At 43.3% G+C, this 18,898-nt stretch carries 14 protein-coding genes and 2 pseudogenes; 5 read left to right on the top strand and 11 right to left on the bottom strand.

Annotated elements, in window-relative coordinates; translation table 11 throughout:
• Window positions 1-141: 141 nt before the first annotated feature.
• A complete protein-coding gene (locus JCM19039_RS23625) occupies window positions 142-345 on the bottom strand; it encodes a hypothetical protein (RefSeq protein WP_152550101.1) in 204 nt (67 codons plus the stop codon).
• A gap of 923 nt (window positions 346-1,268) precedes the next feature.
• On the opposite strand from JCM19039_RS23625, the gene JCM19039_RS05960 reads away from it, so the two are divergent.
• Window positions 1,269-2,315, top strand: a complete 1,047-nt coding sequence (locus JCM19039_RS05960; RefSeq protein WP_042424940.1) for a phosphodiester glycosidase family protein — start codon at window positions 1,269-1,271, stop codon at window positions 2,313-2,315.
• A 23-nt stretch (window positions 2,316-2,338) separates the two neighbouring features.
• Window positions 2,339-3,469 (top strand): S-layer homology domain-containing protein, encoded by a 1,131-nt coding sequence (locus JCM19039_RS05965; protein ID WP_042424942.1) that lies wholly within the window; start codon window positions 2,339-2,341, stop codon window positions 3,467-3,469.
• Window positions 3,470-3,556: 87 nt separating this feature from the next.
• Here the strand turns inward: JCM19039_RS05965 and JCM19039_RS05970 are convergent, their stop codons facing one another.
• The 6 genes and pseudogenes from JCM19039_RS05970 to JCM19039_RS05995 all read right to left on the bottom strand — a co-directional run bounded on the left by JCM19039_RS05970 (window position 3,557) and on the right by JCM19039_RS05995 (window position 10,699).
• Window positions 3,557-4,333: a hypothetical protein gene (locus JCM19039_RS05970; protein WP_042424945.1), complete on the bottom strand. Its 777-nt coding sequence runs from the start codon at window positions 4,331-4,333 to the stop codon at window positions 3,557-3,559.
• Window positions 4,334-4,481: 148 nt separating this feature from the next.
• Window positions 4,482-4,796, bottom strand: coding sequence for a CotH kinase family protein (locus JCM19039_RS26370; protein WP_042424947.1), 315 nt, complete (start codon window positions 4,794-4,796; stop codon window positions 4,482-4,484).
• Window positions 4,797-4,815: 19 nt separating this feature from the next.
• Entirely contained in the window at window positions 4,816-6,516 is a 1,701-nt protein-coding gene (locus tag JCM19039_RS05980; protein WP_042424950.1) for a leucine-rich repeat protein, read from the bottom strand.
• A gap of 72 nt (window positions 6,517-6,588) precedes the next feature.
• On the bottom strand, window positions 6,589-7,506 hold the full coding sequence (locus JCM19039_RS05985; protein ID WP_042424953.1) for an accessory Sec system S-layer assembly protein: 918 nt from the start codon (window positions 7,504-7,506) through the stop codon (window positions 6,589-6,591).
• Window positions 7,499-9,873: pseudogene (gene secA2 / locus JCM19039_RS05990) on the bottom strand (accessory Sec system translocase SecA2). The gene JCM19039_RS05985 and the pseudogene secA2 overlap by 8 nt, the downstream one beginning before the upstream one ends.
• A gap of 13 nt (window positions 9,874-9,886) precedes the next feature.
• Window positions 9,887-10,699 (bottom strand): hypothetical protein, encoded by an 813-nt coding sequence (locus JCM19039_RS05995; protein ID WP_042397944.1) that lies wholly within the window; start codon window positions 10,697-10,699, stop codon window positions 9,887-9,889.
• A 300-nt stretch (window positions 10,700-10,999) separates the two neighbouring features.
• Here JCM19039_RS05995 and JCM19039_RS21685 point away from each other — a divergent pair, with 300 nt between their 5' ends.
• The 3 genes from JCM19039_RS21685 to JCM19039_RS06010 all read left to right on the top strand — a co-directional run bounded on the left by JCM19039_RS21685 (window position 11,000) and on the right by JCM19039_RS06010 (window position 14,687).
• A complete protein-coding gene (locus JCM19039_RS21685; protein WP_052398555.1) occupies window positions 11,000-13,063 on the top strand; it encodes an N-acetylmuramoyl-L-alanine amidase in 2,064 nt (687 codons plus the stop codon).
• Window positions 13,064-13,206: 143 nt separating this feature from the next.
• The gene (locus tag JCM19039_RS06005; protein ID WP_052398556.1) at window positions 13,207-13,983 is read left to right on the top strand and encodes an S-layer homology domain-containing protein; all 777 of its coding nucleotides are present in this window, start codon (window positions 13,207-13,209) and stop codon (window positions 13,981-13,983) included.
• Window positions 13,935-14,687 carry a CAP-associated domain-containing protein gene (locus JCM19039_RS06010; protein WP_193744160.1) on the top strand — a complete coding sequence of 251 codons (753 nt, stop codon included), beginning with the start codon at window positions 13,935-13,937 and terminating at the stop codon, window positions 14,685-14,687. Before JCM19039_RS06005 ends, JCM19039_RS06010 begins: the two co-directional genes overlap by 49 nt.
• A 204-nt stretch (window positions 14,688-14,891) precedes the next feature.
• Here the strand turns inward: JCM19039_RS06010 and JCM19039_RS06015 are convergent, their stop codons facing one another.
• The 4 genes and pseudogenes from JCM19039_RS06015 to JCM19039_RS21700 all read right to left on the bottom strand — a co-directional run bounded on the left by JCM19039_RS06015 (window position 14,892) and on the right by JCM19039_RS21700 (window position 18,871).
• Window positions 14,892-16,610 carry a CotH kinase family protein gene (locus JCM19039_RS06015; RefSeq protein ID WP_042424956.1) on the bottom strand — a complete coding sequence of 573 codons (1,719 nt, stop codon included), beginning with the start codon at window positions 16,608-16,610 and terminating at the stop codon, window positions 14,892-14,894.
• A 143-nt stretch (window positions 16,611-16,753) separates the two neighbouring features.
• Window positions 16,754-17,701: a leucine-rich repeat domain-containing protein gene (locus JCM19039_RS21690; RefSeq protein WP_052398558.1), complete on the bottom strand. Its 948-nt coding sequence runs from the start codon at window positions 17,699-17,701 to the stop codon at window positions 16,754-16,756.
• A 143-nt stretch (window positions 17,702-17,844) separates the two neighbouring features.
• Window positions 17,845-18,483: pseudogene (locus JCM19039_RS21695) on the bottom strand (LCP family protein); the annotation flags it as partial.
• Window positions 18,484-18,538: 55 nt separating this feature from the next.
• A complete protein-coding gene (locus JCM19039_RS21700) occupies window positions 18,539-18,871 on the bottom strand; it encodes a hypothetical protein (RefSeq protein ID WP_052398560.1) in 333 nt (110 codons plus the stop codon).
• Window positions 18,872-18,898: the final 27 nt, after the last annotated feature.

Genomic DNA, 18,898 nt, shown 5'->3' on the forward strand with positions numbered 1-18,898 from the left:
GACCGAAGCTAAACCGGTCTCCGTTCGGCGAGGCTCGCGCCGACAGCATGTTGGTACTTCGGGGTGGGTGTAGGCCAAAGAATCAACATAGCCGGAAGCCGATCACTGGAATTCCTAAGGAAAAGCGCATTACTTTCTAGTTTAGTCGTTCACGCAAATTTGTTCTGACCGATATGGGGTTTTCAGTTGCTTTATTTCAGTGCCTTCTTCCGGCGCACGGCGTCTCATGGCGGCCCTTCTTCCGCAGCCGTCACCGCCTTTTGGCGCAATCAACGGTATTGTATAGACGACGTTGTTGAACAAGTGGTTCTCAATAAGGGGAGTGACGGCTATAGAACTAGTCATTGCTACATCTGCTATGAATCATGAACATACGTCTTCTATAATGCGTAATTTAGGACTTTAACGGTCGGTTTACCACTCGTTTTGAAGAAATTCTTTAGTTCAACTTATATAGAAGCTACGTTAAATACGCTCTTCTTAGGGGAGAGTACATTTTCGACACGTGTTGAACTTTAGTTTTTCCTAATTTGCGCTGTTCTTGCTCGTTCTCCAAACATAAGGTCGATATCATCTGTCGAAGATTACTAAATAAGGTAAATTAAAAACCGTATATCTCTGTTTCGCTCACTACAAATTGAAAATCCCACATAGCCCATGTCTATGATGGGATTTTCATGAATGAGGAACCCTTTTTTGATGGAATTCCCACATAGAAAGGCTTTATCCCCGCATAGACCGTTCAATGATGGAATCATTAACAATTGCAACGCTTGATGTTGTTGGAATCCCCACATAGATCGGATCGAGCCCGATAGTTCACATGTAATTTAGAGAGTGGGTCTTTTATAAAGATAATCCGATTGTCTAGAAAACGGACTTTTGTGATGATTGGTGGAGTTAGAGTCATCATACTTAACGTGAATTGTCATCATAACGTCGCCAACGGTCACTAAAAGAAATATAGGAGGCACTTGAGACCGTAAAGGATCAGGTTGAGGGGGCGATTGTCACATAAAAGAGTCACTGAGGAAGAGTCTAGGTGATCGCAGCTCGTGCACATCTTTTTACATATTCGCAAAAAAGACGTGCATTTTCCTGCGATGTGAGAATAGGTGGAAGTCAAAGCTGCACAATAAAATTAGGAAATTTAATGGCAAGCTTCTTTGGTTCGAAAATATTGTCGGAGTATTCTCCAAGTATTGACAGTTTGTGACATTTCACTTACGCTACTTCTATAAAACTATGAAAAAGGAAGGTGGAAAAGTGTGAGGTCTAAATTTTTTCGATCTTTAGGAGTATTTGCACTTGCTGCTCCACTTCTTGTGGCAGAAGCGAATGCGCAATCACTTTCACCAGGGGTTGAACATCACTCTAGCGGAAATAATCATCATCTAAAAGTAGATTTGAATAATCCCGATACACAGATGGGTGTATCGTATTCAGAGCCGATCAACCGCTTGAAAACGACGTTGCAACATGCAAAAGATTCATCTAGAGAGGGATTTGCAGTCATTGGCGGAGTCAATGCCTCTTTTTTTGAAATGAATGATACGAATCGTTTGCCGTTCAGTCTCATCACAGAACATAACCGAATTATTAATTATGGTACCGATTCTCCAGATAGTAGCCATTATCGACAGCACCCAATTGTTTTTGGCGTTACGGAAGACGGACAAGCAAGAATTGATCGTTTTGATAGCACCCTATCAGGAGAAGGTGCAGGAAGGTCACTTACAATACATAATATGAACGCGCAGCGTGCTGCAAATACATTAACGATGTACACTCCGCAGTTTGTTACAGAACGGAGCGGGACAAACGAGTATGGTGTGGATGTCGTCATTCGCGGAGCCAATCGAGACACGCTGAACACGTTCGGATTTGGCGACCAAATTGAGGGTACAGTCGAAAGCATTCACTCTTATGGAGAACCTGGAAATCAACGGATTCCAAGCTCAGGCTTTATTTTGTCTGGCCATGGAAATGCTGCAGATCAGCTTCGTCATCTGGAGCCAGGGGATACAGTCTCTGTTGAAGCAACTGTTAATTCTACATGGAGAAATGCCGAACTGTTACTCGGTAGTGGTCCGCAACTCGTGCGAAACGGTCAAGTTGACATTAGTATGGATACGAATTCATGGAGAGCAAGAACTGCGACGCAACGCTCAGCTGTCGGTGTCAGTCGTGACGGTGACGAAGTATTTATGGTTACTGTTGACAATATGAATCTCATGGATCTTGCGCGGCATATGAGAGATCTCGGTGCTCACTCAGCCTTAATTTTGATGGTGGAGGTTCTACGACGCTTGTAGGTCTTGAGCAAGGGGATTTACGCGTGCTAAATTCATTGCCTGGTAGCCAGCGTTCGGTTCCGTCTACATTGCAAGTTGGGTATACTGGGGATCGCAACACTCCTATTCAAGGAACAATTGACTTTGGTAGTGGGAATCAATTTTTAATTGGGTCATCATTTACACCAGACGTATCTCTTCTTAATGCGCTTGGTGAAGCAGTATCCACCCAAGCAGACTTGAATGTAAGCTCATCAATTGGAACAGTAGAAGGCAATACAGTTCATGTTAGTTCTGTAGCTAGCAGCGCGCGATTATTTGTTGAACATGGTGGCGAGGAATTGGTTGGAAGAACGGTTCGTTCAACGGATACTATTCGTGATTGGGGAGTCCCAGCAGAAATCACTGCCGGAGTGGATGAGCGTGTCGCATTAGATGTATCTCCAAAAGATGGTGAAGGAACAAGAATTCGTCATGATGGTCTGGATGTTCAAAAAGAAGTTGTAGGGAATATCGGGAGAATTGATAGTCGTGGTAGATTTGCTGCAACGAGACCGGGAGAAGGAGAAGTCATTATTACGATTGGAGAAGTTTCAACGACGATTCCGGTCGTTGTTGAAGAACCCCCAGCTTTTGAATTCACAGATGTAAGCTCAAGTCACCCAAACCGAGAAGCCATATATTTCGGGGTAGATAGAGGCTTCTTCCAAGGACATTCAGACGGCACATTCCGTCCGAGTAATGATGTGGCCAGACAACAAATTGCCGCTGTGCTCGTGCGAGAGTTTGGCTTAGTCGGTGAAGCAGCTCCGAACCCTGGGTATGTGGATGTGCGTGAAAGTCATCCATCTTTTGACGTGATTGCCATCGCTACGGAACAAGGATGGATCCAAGGCCGGTCTTCGACAAATGAGTTTAATCCTGGCAACAATTTGACTCGTGGACAGATGGCGTTAATTTTAACGCGTGCATATGGTCTGGAGGCCGATGATACTGCGCAAGATTTCACAGACGTATCAAGCCGAGATCCTGAGCAACTGGAAGCCATTCGCGCCTTGTCATCAGCAGGTATTACTACGGGCTATAGCGACGGTACATTCCGCCCAGGAGAGCCAATCTCTCGAGGTCACTTCGCTGAATTTATGAAGCGGTTGCTCGATTATCAAGCAGAGTAAACAGTGTATAAGATGTTCGCAAACAAAAAGCTGCACAATCCACCTGGATGTGCAGCTTTTTGGGCTATTTGTCAATTGTAATTTGGCTCAAATAAATATTTCGATCGTGAGAAGCCGAGTTGTTCTCTTCATTAATTTCAATGGTAACAGTGTAGGTGTCGAATTCGAGATCCGACAGCTCATACAGTTGCACATTCGTTTCGGTAGAACCGTACGTATCAACGTATCGATTTCCTCGCCGTTTAAATAGATGGTAGCTAATCCTGTGTATTGATCACGAACCCCATACCATTGAAAGCCTGTCCCTTGAAATTGAAAACGAACGGAATCTCCAGGTTGTCTGGACGTGAACGCAACATGATCGGTAATATCGTCACGGTCTGCCCTCTCCCAGTAAGAACTAAACTGCAAGTAGTTGCTCGTTGCTGGTAACTCATTGCCAGGTTGGGCAATGCCAGTAACTGAATACTCATAAATGGCTACGAGTTGTTCATTTTCATCATAAGCCATAAGTGTTGTATCCCCTGGTTCTAAAGCATTGAATGAACCTTCATCATCCACTTCAATGATGTCGGGTGATGAACTTATCCATGTGCTTGCGTTCGATTGCTCAATCGTTCCACTTGTTTCTGTATCAATCGTTTCGTTGTCATAGGTTTCATAATGATTCACGGTAAATGATAAAACGAGAAGCTCATTGTCGTTATCATCAAAAAAGGATACCTCAGCCGGTCCTTCATCTATCAAAATGATCTCTTGGTCGTCTGTCACAGACGCAATACTTTCATCACTTGACCTTGCATAAGCGGTATCATCAGGAAAATGAACAGGTAGTTTTGTATTAGTAAAGTATTGACCGTCCAACCTTCTTGAAGTTCTCCGCCGTATTGTCCAGCGATTGACCAGTGCTCTATGTTGCTGCTTTCTACTGTCATTTGTGCATCGCCTTGTAGATCAAAATAGCTAATGAGATGCGAGCGCACATACTCAGGACGTACGTCTTGGAAGTTTCTCAAACGTTCGACATGCAGCTCCCACTCTTCGAGCGATGCGGCTCGCCCCAACGGTCAATGTGTGCTTGCATTTCTGGTTCAAGCTCAGCTTGCATCTCTTCAATGGTTGAAAGAACTCTGTTATCAGAGAAAACCGTGTTTGTATAATGTGCAAAACGCTGGATGAATTCATCTCTAAAAGATGGATTGTCAAGCAAAGAGATGAACAATGAGGTCGACCATTCAGGCGCTCCTTCCGTTGCCCAGTGCAGTGTATTATGAGCGAATGTATGTCCGGTAGCGGGTAAACCGAAACCAGAATCTGTGTCATACAATGCCCACCGCCATTTCCCTTCAGCGCTCGCGCCACATGTTCACATTATTTTGTGGCCAGTCCATATTACCAAAATAAATTTGGGCAATATAGTAATCCAAAAAGTTATCCATGTCCATTTGGGTAGAGACGACGTCAAAGTGTTCATCGTTTTCCATATCGTTCGCATCAACGTAATCGATGAGTGCCCGATAATCTCGGTTATCCCCTTCAACAACTTCCCCATTTCCTTCCAATAGGTCGAGGTCTTCTTCTTCGACATTGTGAGCGAAGCGGAAGTAGTGATTATCAAAACGTTCACGTATGTTGAAAATACCCCAGTTTTCGCCATTCACGTACAGGTTGGTAGGCTGAGAGAGCTGGGTTTCCATGTTTAGGTCGCTGACAAGCTCTTGCATCATTGCGTCACGGAAAAGCGTACGATTCCAATCTTGTCCTGAGTTGCGTAAAATGAATCGATTAAAAACGCCACGTTCATCTTCACCGAACAGTTCGTGGTTAAATCGTGCATTGCCGTAATCTTCCCGAGCATAAAATCGTAGCGATTTGCGATCTACCGAACGTGAATGACCACCGTGAATACGGATACCTGCGTGTTGGGACAAAACGGTTTCATCGTCTTCAAACATTTGCATAAAGACCGGTCGTTCCCATTCGCGACCGCTTTGCATATAATTGCCGGTCGGCTCGAGTGAGTCTGGATTGTAATAAACCCCTGGTGTGTAGATTCCGTACTCTTCATCGTATAAATTAGCTTGGTCAGTAGAAATGGATATGATCGGTAATGTTGGCGAATCACGAATAATGTACGATTGCCCATACTCTAGAGTCGTGTCTTCATTGTTCGTGAACAACTGGGCACGAATCGTTGTACTATTTGCTACAGGTATTGGTGAGTGATACTCTTGATCTTCTGCCGTTACTTCGCTTCCGTCAGTAGTGTAGCGGATTGTTCCGTCGGCCTCTCCTCGAGTGGACAGTTCTATATCTTGACGATCCTCATATACGCCACCCGCTTCTGAAAAAATGATGTCATATTCAGGTCGAGGAATGTCAATATCTAGAATAAGATCATAAACCTCTGATAATAGCATCACATCTTCGAGTGGGTTGCCATTCACATACAAACGTTGTCGTAACGCCGGAAGATGGATAATGGGTTGAATAGAAGTAATTTCGTTATATCGAGCATTCAGGTCTTCTAATAACTCCATTTCTGAAAGAGGGCTCAAGTCTACAATTTGATTTTCGCGAATATTTATGTTCACTAAATTCTCTAGCCCAGCTAATGGTTCAAGAGTTTGTATGTTGTTTTCCCTCAAGTTAATGGTGTGTAGTTGTGATAACTCTTCAAGGGGTGAGAGATCATGTACTTGGTTGTTCCGTATATCTACTTGTTCTAGCGTGTCGATGGAACGAATAGATTCTAAATCACTAATCTTATTATCTGATAAATCAATTGTGGTTAGACGATCTAACTGTTCAATCCCTTCGATGCTTTCAATTTGCATTCCAGAAGCATCTAGGCTCGTTAACGTCTGAATCCTATCAACAGTCAGAGTTTCATGTTCCTCCAACTGTAGTTCTTGCTGAACAGCATGCAATAAGTTTGGATCTTTAATTGCGGTGTTTTGGCTTTCTGCTAGAAAGTAAGCAAACATCCATAACCCAAGTGAAAAAACAAGTAACAACATAATAAAAAATATAGATTTTACGCGCATTTTTCCTCCTGATAGAACACAAGGATGACGATTCATATCAGCCTTGTGTTGGATCATAGATCGGGTGGCTGTTTAAGAAGATTTCGGCATGTACACTTTCCACTGATCAATTGAATAGTCTTCTTTCTTTATCATCTTCTCAGGAAAAATAAAGACCCATGGCTTACTTGTGTTCGCCTTTACTTTCAAGTCTTTTGGAGAAAAAACAGCTTTCGCTAATTCATCACCCGCAGCATCTTCTAACACGAGAGGAACCTTTTCTAAGTTGACGGTTTTTTCCGAACCATTCCGAATGAGAATGATGAGTTGGATGTCTCCATTGTCTCGTTTGGCCGCCTTTAACCCGAGTAAGTTAACTTCAGTCGTTTTTGGTTTGTCTAAACGCTCGACAAGTGATTCTAGATCTTGAATATCCTTGCTCGGCAATGTTTTTTGCCACTTTTCGTCGAGGTCCAATGAGTGTTTACGGGCAGATGGCTTTAACTGAAAGACGACTTTCCATCCGTCTTCAGGTTTTTCCTCGATGTTTAGCTCATCTTTTGTAAACGAAATGACCCACGGTCGGCTGCTTTTGGGTGGGAGTTTACCGACTTCTTTTAGGCTCATTGTTTTTCGTCCAAGAACTTGATCATTCTGATCCAGAAGGGCGAGGGTAGTTTCTCCAAGCTCAATCGTTTTATTCATGCTATGACGAAAGAAAACAGTCGCATCAAGCCCCCACTCTTCACTGTCCTTTTCGTCAAGTTTAATTCCAGCAATAGATAGTTGATTTGGGAGTAGTGAATCACATTCAATGTTTAAAAACCGGAATGAATACACGTCTTCTTGGGGGAGTTTCCAATCTGGGTGAATGGATAACTCTGTGTCAACGTGCGCGGTTGTTGTGTGTTCACCAGAAGCGTCTCCAGAAAAATAATCACCAGAAGCTACAGGTGTTTCACTGCCTTCCATTTTCATATCTGCATTTTTCTTAGAAAAAAAATTACGCATGGTTCTTCACTCCTTTAGTTACGGATGTTAGCGGTCGTAAAATGCGTGCCAGATACATGGAGGCATCGCGCTCAATTTGGTCATACATTCGTGTAAACAATTCAAAGCCTTCTTTGTTATACGTGCGCAATGGGTCTTCTTGACCGTAAGATCGTAAGTTTATGCCTTCCTTTAGCTTGGCCATGTCTTCTAACTGTTTTAACCAATAGGCGTCGATGACACTTAGTAGCACTTTCCGAGCTTGTGCCTGAACACCACTTTTCTCTTTCAGAGGTTCTAAGATTTCTAGATAACGATCAAGCGCTTCGTGTGTGGTCCGGTGAATGTCTTTCGCCTCTTCTACACCAGCGAAGGTGTACTCAGACATGACGGGCACCATAACGGAAATCGTTTCTTTTAACTGATCAAGGTGCCAGTTTTCAGGAACGTCATCTTCTGGTGTATGTTCAATAATCAGTTTATCGGTGGCTGATATCAAACTTTCAATCCATAGAGAAAGGGGATCATCAGACGCCATTACTTTATCGCGCCACTCGTAAATAACTTTACGTTGATCGTAAATGACATTATCCAATTTCAAGTTGTATTCACGAATCGAGAAGTTTCCTTGTTCGCTCATTTCTTGTGCTTTATCAATGATGATTTTTGCTTCTTTGTTTTTAACAACGCCGTCGTCATCCATCTCGAGCGATGGGTATAGTCTTCAATGTCTTCGCGGGAAAAGCGTTGCACCATATCGTCTTCTAATGAAATGTACAGTTGTGTTTCCCCAGGGTCACCTTGCCTGCCAGAACGGCCTTTAAGTTGGTTGTCAATACGTCGCTGTCGTGACGTTCCGTTCCAAGAATAAACAGGCCGCCGAGTTCTGCCACGCCTTCACCGAGCATTATGTCGGTACCACGTCCGGCCATGTTTGTTGCGATGGTCACTTGTTCTTTTTGGCCAGCAAGAGAAATGAGTTGTACTTCATTTTCCACGCTTTTCGCGTTGAGGAGTTCATATGGAATTTCTGCTTCATCCAGGTAGGTAGCTACCGTCTCCGATTGAATGATGGAAGCTGTTCCTACAATGACAGGCTGGCCCTTCTTATGAAGGGTTGTTACTTTTTCAGCGACTGCTCGGTATTTTTGGTCAACGGTTGAAAACACAATGTCTTCGTGATCTTCCCGGATACGTAGACGATTTGGTGGGATTTGGATTACATCCATACCGTACAATTGTTGCATTTCTTCCTCTTCCGTTTTCGCGGTCCCGGTCATTCCTGACAAGGTAGGGTACATCCGGAAGTAGTTTTGAACGGTAATCGTCGCTTGGGTTTTGTTCTCTTGCGTAATTTCCAAATCTTCTTTCGCTTCAATCGCTTGGTGAAGTCCTTCACCGAGACTTCTACCTTCCATGATTCTTCCGGTAAACATATCGACGAGCTTGATTGCGCCCTCGTCAATAATGTAGTCAACATCTTTATGGAACATGACTTTTGCACGCAGTGCTTGAAGGACGAAATGGTAAAGCACATGGTGATCAAGGTCATACAGATTATCAATACCAAATGCGCGTTCGACTTTCGTAATGCCTTGATCCGTAAGGTTTACTGAGCGAGCAATCCGATCATAGGAATAGTCCTTATCCTCTTTGAAAGAGCGTGCCATCTTGGCGCACACATAGTAAAGGTTCGGATGAACAATCGTTTTTCCAGCAATGACGAGTGGTGTTTTCGCTTCATCAATCAACACCGAGTCAATCTCGTCAATAATCGCATAGTGGAAGGGACGCTGCACGCGCTCACTCGCTGAAGTCGCCATATTATCTCTTAAGTAATCAAAGCCGAATTCGCTTCCTACCCCGTACGTAATGTCGGCATTGTACGCCTCTTGTTTCCCTTCTGGTGCAAGTTGAGCATAATTTAGACCGACGGTCAGTCCGAGAAATTCATGAACTTGCCCGATCGTTTCAAAGTCACGTTTGGCTAAATAGTCATTTACGGTAATGACGTGTACGCCTTTGCCTTCAAGTGCACGTAAGTAGCTAGGAAGTGCCGCGACGAGCGTCTTCCCCTCACCTGTGCCCATCTCCGCGATATCGCCTTGACTAATGGCAATGCTCCGAAAAGTTGTACGTCAAAAGGGCGCATGCGAGAACGCGGTGGGCAGCTTCCCTTACGAGTGCAAATGCTTCAGCTGTCACATCTTCAATCGATGCCCCTTCTTGAACTCGATATTTAAGGTCATGACTCTTTTCCTTGAGTTCATCGTCGGTTAACGTTTGAAGACCCTCTTCCCGTGCATTAACATCTTCAGTAATCCGTTCGTATTTCTTTAATTGTTTTTGTTGATGGTCTGGCATGAATTTCTTGACGGTCTTAAACATATGAGGTCTCCCTTCATTCCGTGCTTTCAGCTAAGAATTGTAGATAAAAATCGTACGTATCGTCACCATAGTTAGCAATCAAGTTGCGTGTTGGGGAGAAGGCCATGTCCATCGCATCTTGTGCACTTTCTTCGTCACCCATTTCTCGGTATGCTTGGCTTTGTAAGTAGTAGACTAATGCATCATCTGGAGAAAGTGCAGCGATCTGATCATAAATGGCTACACTTTCTTCATACTCACCAATGAGGTGATGGGCACGTGCAATCGAGAACATTCCTTCGCTACCCAGTTCCTCTTGAGGGACAGTCTCCTGCCATTTAAAGATCAACTCGGCTCCTTGTTCAACATTATATCCTGATTCCATTAATGAACGCGCGTAGCGAAGAAGGCGGGTAGCGTCTTCTTGATCAGCGTTGTATTGAGATTCAAATGTTGCAATCGCATCAGGAATTAATTGTTCAGAAGAAGGGAACGGGCTTTCAATGTGTGCTAACAGAGAGTCATAATAGTGGTTGGTGAAAGGTGCGGCTTCTTCAGGTTCTTCTTCTCGCCAATCGCGAAAAAACACAATAAATTCATTATAATTACCTGCCTCAATTTCGTCGGTAAAGATGCTTTGCAAGTTACTTGTAGATAAATGCTCCGTACGACTCATGTCGGCAATGTGATACATGACAGATTCATTGAGTAAAAAGTCCTCATCCTCTTCATAACCGTATTTTTCAATATCAATTTCTTGTTCATTGGCTACGTGACGTTCCATGCCCATGGTTGAACAACCAGTTAATAATATCGCCGTAAAAAATAGCGGGGTAAGTTTCTTCATGGCGGACTCCTTTTATGTTCAAGTAGAAGTTTTGCAACGGGTGCATCTCATCCATTTTAAAAGAATAGAAGAAAAAAGAAAAGAGTGTACCAAGAGTTGTTCATGAATGGTCGACGTATTTCGCAAACATAGTGATTTTATCACTAGAAATTCTACAATCTTTCGACATAATTGTAATCTAATTGTTATGTTATGACATGTTTTACCATGATATGCTATATTTCAGGGTCAAAAAATATAGTAATAAGGAAGGAGTGTAATTGGAAAACGACTAAATTGAATAAAGGAGTTTTGGCACAAATGCGTCGTAAAGCTTCCATACTGGCTCTGTTAGCAGTATTTGTATGTGCATCATGGTTCACTGACATCCATGGAGGAGTTTTTGGGGAGGCATCAATTGCAGAAGCAGCTGTTGAAGAAGTGCCTTTTGAGGGAACGGTTGTCGTTTCTTCAACTCTAAATGTTAGATCAGGTCCTGGTACATCAAATGCGGCTATTGGCCAGTTAAGAAACGGTCAAGTTGTAAATGTCATTGATATTCATGAAGAGGGTACATGGTATGAAATAGAATATCAATCTAGTACGGGTTATGTACATAGTTCTTATATTGTTCAAGCAAACAATGAACCAGAAGATGAAGATATAGATGAAGAAATAGATGAGGAAATTGAGGAACGAGAAGTTGTTGATCGTGCCATCGTGGACCACCATGCCCTTGCGGTAAGAGCGTCGGCGAGTGGAACGTCTGAACGTGTTGGAACGTTGTACGAAGGCAACGAGATAAACATCTATGATTATGAGGAAGGTAGCTCATGGGTGCTTATTCAATTTGATGGGCAGTTTGCCTATACCCATTTAGATCACCTTCGAATCATCGATGAAGATGAGGGCACAGAACCAGAACAACCAGAACAACCAGCCGAAGACACTCTTGAAGTGATTGAACGTGCGGTGGTGAATCACCATACGTTAGCAGTTCGAGCATCAGCGAGTGGTTCGTCTGAGCGTGTAGGTAGTCTTCAAGAAGGCGACCAAATTGAGATTTATGAATATGTGAACGGTGGCCCTTGGGTGAAGTTCGATTTTAATGGAACGGTTGCGTACACAAGTGCAGATTACCTAAATATTTTGCCTCCTTTAGATGAGGGAGATTATGAAGTGATTGAACAAGCGGTCGTTAACCACCATACGTTAGCGGTTCGTGATGCAGCAAGTGGTTCAGCTAACCGTGTTGGATCCTTAACTGAAGGTGACCGTGTCGATATTTATGAATATGTGAATGGTGGCCCTTGGGTGAAGTTTAATTTCAACGGAGCTGTAGCCTACACGAGTGCAGATTATTTGCGCACCGTTACAAATGATCCAAACCCAACTCCTCCTGAAGAAGAGGAAGAGCTTGGCGAGAAGATAGCAACAGGTGTTGTAGATGCTTCTACAAGGCTTGCTGTCCGGGAACAGCCAAATGGTTCAAGTAATATTATCGTAAAGCTTAGCAACGGCACAATGGTCGACATTTACGAGTATGTAAATGGTGGCCCATGGGTGAAAATTACGTATGATGGTGAAGTCGCCTACACGCATTCTGATTATTTAAATGTCATCAATGCGGGTGAAGTTATTGATACAGGCACTGTAACCTTCGATGGACTTGTCGTAAGGGATCGTCCAAGCGGGTCGTCATCAAATATTGGCCGCCTTGCTAGAGGAACACAAGTTGATATTTACGACTTTGTAAATGGTGGTCCGTGGGTTGAAATTAGTTACCGTGGGGGTACCGCATATACTCACATGGATCATTTAAACTTAGCCTCTAATGGCACAGGTCCTTTGGCTGGTCGGACAATCGTTGTTGACGCAGGTCACGGTGGAAGAGACTCAGGTGCTGTAGGCAACGGACTTGTTGAGAAGACGATTAACCTGCAAGTATCCCGTGAATACGCACAACGTTTAGAAAATGGCGGCGCAAACGTCATTATGACGAGAACAAACGATACATTTATCGAATTGCTTGAACGAGCGAGAATTGCGAACCGTGCAAATGCAGACCTCTTCGTTAGTGTGCATGCGAACGCATTTAACTCAAGTGCTAGAGGAGCGGAAACGTTCTATCACCCTAATGATGGTGCTGATAGCCGTAGATTAGCAACAGTCATGCAAAACCGTCTCGTTCGTGACACAGGTATGCACCATCGTCGTGTGGATAGTGCAAACTTCTCGGTTTTACGTAATACGAATATGACTTCAACATTGGTAGAGCTTGGGTTTGTTACAAATAGTGGAGATGCAGCGATCATGCGTCAACCAGGTTACCCGGCTAGAGCAGGTGAAGCACTCTATCAAGGCACGTTAGACTTTTATCGCTAGAAAAAACCACACCATCTCGGTGTGGTTTTTACGTGATATGAAACGTTTAATAAATGAATACGTACATTTATATAAGGGAATCTTACCTAATTTCTAGAAATCTTTGTTATTATTAAACTAACAATTGCATAGGAGGACTATTTGTGAAGAAGACATTTGTTGCTCTATTATCTACTTCGCTTTTGTTTGTGTCAATTTCAGTAGCTGATGCACAAACGTTTCATGACGTTTCAGAAGGTTATTGGGCAGAAGAAGAAATTCATTACATAAGTGATGAAGGGATTATCCGTGGTTTCAGTGATGGGAATTTCCGTCCAGGCCAAGAAATTACACGATCACAGACTGCTGTTATGTTGTCTAGAGCGCTTAATCTTGAAGGTTCTGGCTCGGCTAATTTTAATGATGTGGATGAATCTCATGGCAACTATGAAGCCATCCAGCAAGTAAATGAAGCGGGAATTATGACAGGAAGAAGTAACGGTGATTTTAATCCTGGGGAGCCACTAAATCGTGCGCAAATGAGTGCTGTGCTAACGAGAGCTTTTGAACTTGAAGCAGACCGTTCCGTACAGTTTAGAGATTTGAGTCCCTTGCATTATGCATACGATGAAATTGCCCCTGTCGTCACGAATTTCATTTCAACGGGTAAAGGTGATGGAAGTTATGCACCTCAGGAACACGTCAGCCGTGCGCAATTCAGTGTGTTTATGGCAAGGGCAATAAATGAAGAATACCGCCCTGAACATACGAATGAAACGTTTTATGGAGATGAAGGATCGTTTGCAGGAGTTCAGCTAGGAGATTCAGAACAAAGGCTCGTAAATTTACACGGTCATCCCGAGAAAACAATGCAAAGTGTTTATGGTTTTGAGTGCACGTTTACCATGATGATTATTCCAATTACATGCAATACGGCGTGAGTAATGGAGAAGTGGTTGCTGCGCTGACACCACAAGGAAATTGGCGAGCGGACAACGATATTACGAAAGGGACAGATCGTTCCGCTGTAGAAAGCGAATACGGTCAACCTGAAACATTTATCGTAAAAGGGAATACGCGTTATCGAATTACAAACGAAAATAAAGGTCTGTATAACATTGATGGAAACTATGTGACATTTTATTATGACAGTCATACAGAAAACACCATTTCTAGCGTATTTGCCATTGACCAAGCAGTAGAAGATGCTTATGACCAGTATTATCCAGATTCAACAGGGCATGTGCGGGACCTCTTTGAAGAAGAATTGTTCGCACTTGTGAACGCGATGAGAGTAGGGCATGAATTAGGTGTACTCGAAAATCATGTAGGAGCAGCTGAAACGGCTTTGGCACATAGTAGAGATATGGCAAGTAATCAATACTTTAGTCACTATGACCCTAACGGTGTCGGACCGTTTGATCGAATGGAAAACAATAGTATTGAATTTAGATCTGCAGCGGAGAATTTGGCTCGAGGTCAAGTAGTGCCAATTGATGTTGTGGAAGGCTGGATGAATTCAGAACATGGGCATCGAGAAGCGATGTTAGGGCATTATACTCACACAGGTATCGGCATCGCATTTGATGAAGAGAATGCAAACCGTCCGTACTTTACACAGCTATATTTTACAAGACCGAATTAAAAAGAGTGCCCTTCGTTTATTTTTCGAGGGGCACTCTTTTCTTTTAATCTAAAATGTCAACCTGATCAATGTGAATGCGCTCATTCTCATCTAATTGGCCAACTTGTATTGTAACTGTGTGCTGCCCTTCTTCAAGGTCTGAAATTTCATAGATAAGGTCTTCGGTAGCGTCTCCTTGTTCAATAGTGTCAAACAGTTCACCATTTAAATAGAGGTTTGCCGACCATGCGCCTCATCGGGAATTCCGAACCATCGAAAGCCAGTTCCAGTAAATGTGAACTCAGCAGATGCATTGACTTCTCTAGCATGCCTGCTTAAATGTCCACCACTTGATTCACCTGTGGACCAGCCACCAATATAATCAATAACTTCCTCCTGATCAGCAAGTATTGTTGATCCAGGTTCAGCAATATCAACGACGTGAGTGTGATGAATCTCTACGATATCATTCATTTCATTTAAACCAAACAGGGTAGCTGTTCCGAGTTGGTTCGATGTGTACGTCTCGTCTTCATGGACGGTAATGTGACGATCATTGCTGCTAACCCAGTGCTCGACACCTTCAGATTGTGGAAGTTCTCCATTGCTATCCACCTCAATGAAGTGTTCCTCTTGGTTGAAGTGTCTTGTGTTGAACGTAACAGTCAATACCTCTTGATCACCGCTTCGAAATGTTACGCTTGCTTCGCCAGGGTTATGCAATTCCACTGACAGATCATCATTAATAGATGCTACATCGTCATTTGTAGACACAGCTTCAATCTGATCGTCATCGAAGTCAAAAGCGATGGGTGTATTCGTGAAATATTCCCCGGACCACCCTTCTTGGAGTGAGGAAGCATCCTGAGTGGCAATTGACCAGTTGCTTGTTTCTATATTATCAATCGTTAATTCACTCGTACCGTCAAGATCAAAGTGATTTGCGATATGCGCTCGGTTATATGCGGGGCGCTCCATGGCAAACTCTCTTAAAATCTCAACCTGGTACTCCCATTCTTCAATGGATTCAGGCTCATTCCATTTTTCGATATGCCCTGGTATCTCAGGAGCAATTTCCGCTTGCATATCATCAATTCGCTGAACAACATGCTCCTCTTCAAAGCGTGTATTCAGATAGTGGGCAAAGCGATTAATAAATTCGGTTTGCATGTCTTCGCTTTCTAACACTTTTCTTAGCATAAATGTTGACCAACCGACGGATTGATTGGTAGCGTGATCCATTGCATTATGCATTGAAGAAGACTCTGTAGTTGGGAGAGCGAAGCCGAAATCGGTATCAAACATCGCCCATCGCCATTGACCGTTTGGTCTTTCTCTCCATATGTTGACATTGTTGTTTGGCCAATCAATGTTATCAAAGTATATTTGAGAGATGTGGTAGTCTAGGAAATTATCGAGATCAATTTCGCCATCCAGGTGGTTAATGGCCTCGGGATCATTAAGGTCAAGAGATGCCATCGTATGAACGAGCTGTCTATATTCACGGTCTGTACCTTCTACAACTTCTGCGTTGTTCTCGAGTAAATCAAGGTCTTCTTGATTTATATCGTGAGCAAACCGGAAATAATGATGGTCATATCGCTCCCGGATGTTAAATACGCCCCAGTTCTCACCATTCATATAAAGCTTTGCAGGTCTGGATAACTGTGTTTCCATATTGAGATCTTCAACGAGAGATTGCATCATTGCATCTCGAAAAAGTGTACGATTCCAATCTTGGCCTGAATTCCTCAGTATAAATCTATTGAAAATATCTCGTTCTTCTTCTCCGAAAAGTTCATGTCTAAATCGATTTTCTCCATAGTCCGAACGGGCATAAAAGCGTAAAGATTTACGATCTAATGCACGAGAAGCACCGCCGTGAATGCGTATACCTGCATGCTGTGATAAGGCAATTTCGTTATCCGTTTCAAACATTTGCATGAAGACTGGACGTTCCCAGTGTTGACCGCTCTGAAAATAATTGCCTGTGCGATCTGGATCATCCGCATCAGGGTTGTAATAAACGCCTGGTGTATAAATGCCATATTCATCGTTAAATAAGTTACCTTCCTCTGTAGCGAGTGCTAGAACAGGTAAATGGGTGTCCTCGTCAATAATGTACGCATTTCCAACTTCGGGGCTAGTGTCCCCGTTTTCTGCGAAAAACTGCGCACGGATGGTTTGGCTTTCTGTGACTTCAATGGGCCTTCATAAACAGGGGAATCCTCGTCAACAGTAGTGCCGTCCACAGTGTAATGAATAACTCCTGCAGCGTTACCCAATGTATTAATTTCTACTGTTTGTGCTTGTTGATAAACTGCCCCATCGGCAGAAAAGTCGATATGGTATTCCGGTCGACTGACATCAATGTCTTGAACCTCATCGTATAAATCTGTCAACACCGTGATGTTTTCTATTGGATTCCCCTCAATGTAGAGTCGTTCCCTTAACATCGGTAAATCCAAGACGGGCTCAATATCAATGATGTTATTGTACCTTGCATTCAAATCTTCCAGTTGTTCCATCGCCAAAAGTGGCTGAAGTGACTCGATACGATTCTCTCGGATATTCAATTCGGTCAAATGAATTAGCTCTGCAATAGGTTCCAAAGTTTCAATATAATTTTCTCGCACATTTAGAGAAGTCAACGTTGAAAGTCCAGCGATAGGCTCTAGGTCTGTTATGCGGTTCCCTGTGAGGGTGAGTGTGTCCAATCGCTCTAAATCAGCTAGCGGAGAAAGGTCTTCAATTTTGTTCTCTGACAAATCAAGTGCAGTTAGGCGGTTAAATACTCCTAGACCCGTAACATTACTAATTTGTTGATTGGAAAGGTCCAATGTTGTTGTTGCTTGTACATGATCGTGTGTAATCGGTTCGCTATCTGGCAGTTGTAGTTCTTCTCGTACAGCGTGCTCTAAATTAGGGTCATCAAATGTTATGTTTTGAGTTTGGGCAATGATGTATGCCCCGCCCCAAGCGGTGCCAGCTATAAGAAGAAGAATAACAAGAATCAACGATTGTTTGATTTTCATCTTGTCCTCCATGCTTACAATGTTCTTTTAAGTTTATTACATATATACATGTGTTGACCAGCTGTTATGAACATTCCTTTTTTCGCAACAAAACGACGAAGGATTTTGCCATCGTCGTTTTGTTCATGTGCTCCTATAGAGCACTAGTCATTTCCTTGATTTTCACCAGCGGTTTCTGTTCGATTCATCGGATTTTCATCATCGAGTTCGAGGTGACCTCTTAACATGTTCCGTGAATTAGCAAGGGATGTGTCGTCAACATCAAAATAGAATACGCCGTTCACATACGTACCTTCACCTTCAAGTTGGTAACGCTCAATATCACTGACCGCAGACGCATAATTATGGAAGGACATAATATTCTCAAAGGACTCGAAGTTATGGTTCATGTTGTTTTGTAAGTCTAGAAATACTTGGTTGTAGTTTGAGATGTTTGAGATGGATGTCGCTTCCTCAATTAACGCCTCAATCACTTCCGTTTGACGTTCACCCCTGGCTAGGTCACCGTCGCTCTTGCGGTGGCGTACGTATGCAAGAGCTTCTTCGCCAGATAACGTTTGCTCACCGGCTTGAATCTGGTGAACATTGTGGTTGCCATCGGCATCTTGCTCAGTGAAGGCGTGGCTTGCTTCCACATCAACGCCATCAAACGTATTCACAATGTCGATAAACGCTTGGAAATTTAATGTCACATAGTAATCAACAGGTATGTCCAAAAAGTTCTCCACAGTTTCAACAGCCAAATCGGTTCCGCCGAATGAATGGGCGTGGTTAATCTTATCGTTAGAAGCCTGCCAGGGATACTAACGTAAGAGTCGCGTGGGATGCTTAGCATCTTCACAGATCCTCGCTGTGATTAAATGTAGCGAGTATCATTGCGTCAGAGATGCCTGCGACTTCACCACTACGGTCATCCACACCTAAAAACAGGACAGAGATGTTGTCTACAGCAGGATCAACCGCAGCTTCACGCTGTTTTGATACGCTCCCACGATCCAGCTGTATATCGGTATCACTCACAAACTGATCTGTTTTCCAAGTCGCATAGCCCAGCCCGGCGCCGATAGCTATAAGTGCCACAGAAGCAAGGGTGATTAGTGTGGCGATCACTCTTTTTCTTCGGCGTCTCTTTTTTTGTAAACGTAACGATCGCGTCGTTGCTCTTGCCATACAGTGGGCCCCTTCCGAGCTTACTTC

Origin of the sequence: Geomicrobium sp. JCM 19039, from assembly GCF_000698145.1 — a bacterium.
Lineage (GTDB): Bacteria > Bacillota > Bacilli > Bacillales > Marinococcaceae > Geomicrobium_A.